Genomic DNA, 1,491 nt, shown 5'->3' with positions numbered 1-1,491 from the left:
CGACCCACTTCCTTACTCCCCCCACCTCCACCACCCCACCCCCCCGGCGCCCCCCACCCCCATGGTCGGGGCCGCCGGTCAGCCGGAGTGCATCAGATCGGCTGCGGACGGATCATCAGGCTCTTCCAACGGGAGGCCGCACGCGTCGAGCAGCTCGAAGAGCAGATCCTCGACGAACGGATCCTGCCGCTTGACTGACATCGATGCTGCCACTCGGGTCCCGGTGATCCGAACGAGTGGACTCGCCGGGGTGGGCGGCAGGTGAGGGCGTCCCCGGCGGGCTGCCGTGGTGAATGGTGCCGTCCGAGCCCCGCGATCCCGGAAGAGGCGCCCCGACGTGCAACGCAACCACTACCGCAGGCTGTTCGCCACAACGCTGTTCGTGGCCTCCGTACTCGCCCCCGTGACGGCTACCCCGGCCACGCCCGCCCCCGCCGCAGCCGTCCACCGGTGCCACCACAGCGAGTGCCCGGGATCCACCCTCGGCCCCGAGTTGACCGCGCGGCTGGACGCGAAGATCGAGGAGGTCCGCCGGCAGGCGGGCATCCCCGGGGTCATCGTCGGGCTGTGGCTGCCGGGCAAGGGGACGTACGTCCGCGCGACCGGCGTCGCCGACAAGACCACCGGCGCGGCGATGGCGCTCGACTCGCGCGTCCGGATCGGCAGCGAGACCAAGACGTTCACGGTCACGGCGCTGCTGGAGCTCGTGGACGAGGGCAAGGTCGGGCTCGACGACAGGATCTCCGACTACGTCGACGGCGTGCCGTGCGGCGACCGGATCACGCTGCGCCAGCTCGCCGAGATGCGCAGCGGCCTGTTCCCGTACACCTCGGACTCGGACTTCGCCCACGACCTGTTGAGCGACCCGACGCGCTCCTTCACGCCGCAGGAGGCGCTCGCGTACGGCTTCAAGCACGACAACACGTTCGGTCCGGGCGAGCGGTTCCAGTACTCGAACACCAATCTCGTCCTGCTCGGCCTGGTGGTCGAGAAGGTCACCGGCCGGCCGCTGGCCGACGTGATCCACGAGCGGGTGGTGCGTCGGGCGCACCTGCACCGCACGTTCCTCCCCGCAGGAGCCGAGTTCCCGGAGCCGCACCCGCGCGGCTACACGAACCAAACCCTGTCCGGCGAGACCGTGGACTCCACGGACTGGAACCCGAGTTGGGCGTGGGCCGCCGGCGCGATGATCTCGGACCTCCAGGACCTCCACCACTGGGCCGAAGTGGTCGCCACCGGGCGCCTCCTGAGCCCCGCGACCCAGGCGCAGCGGCTCATGACGCTGCCGACCGGTTTTCCCGGGACGTCCTACGGTCTCGGCATCTTCGAGACCAACGGGTGGATCGGCCACAACGGCTCGATCCCGGGCTACGAGACGGTGACCGTCTACCTGCCGGCCCAGCGGGCCACCCTGGTCATCATGATCAACACCGATGCGAGCGCCGGCGGCCAGGAGCCCTCCACCCTCCTCGCCCGCGCGATCACCGCCCT

Annotated in this window: 2 protein-coding genes; one reads left to right on the top strand and one right to left on the bottom strand. The window is 70.7% G+C overall.

All coding sequences use genetic code 11. From position 1 onward, the window contains the following. Positions 1-78: 78 nt before the first annotated feature. Entirely contained in the window at positions 79-213 is a 135-nt protein-coding gene (locus tag AB0O00_RS39110; protein WP_363659434.1) for a hypothetical protein, read from the bottom strand. Between the two features lie 124 nt (positions 214-337). Here AB0O00_RS39110 and AB0O00_RS39105 point away from each other — a divergent pair. Next, positions 338-1,491: serine hydrolase domain-containing protein (locus AB0O00_RS39105; protein ID WP_363659433.1), on the top strand; the 1,154-nt coding region annotated here is incomplete at its 3' end.

Source organism: Kitasatospora sp. NPDC093558 (assembly GCF_040683475.1).
Lineage (GTDB): Bacteria > Actinomycetota > Actinomycetes > Streptomycetales > Streptomycetaceae > Kitasatospora.
The sequence above is the reverse complement of the archived record's forward strand: the minus strand, read 5'-3'. Positions and strand labels throughout refer to the sequence as shown.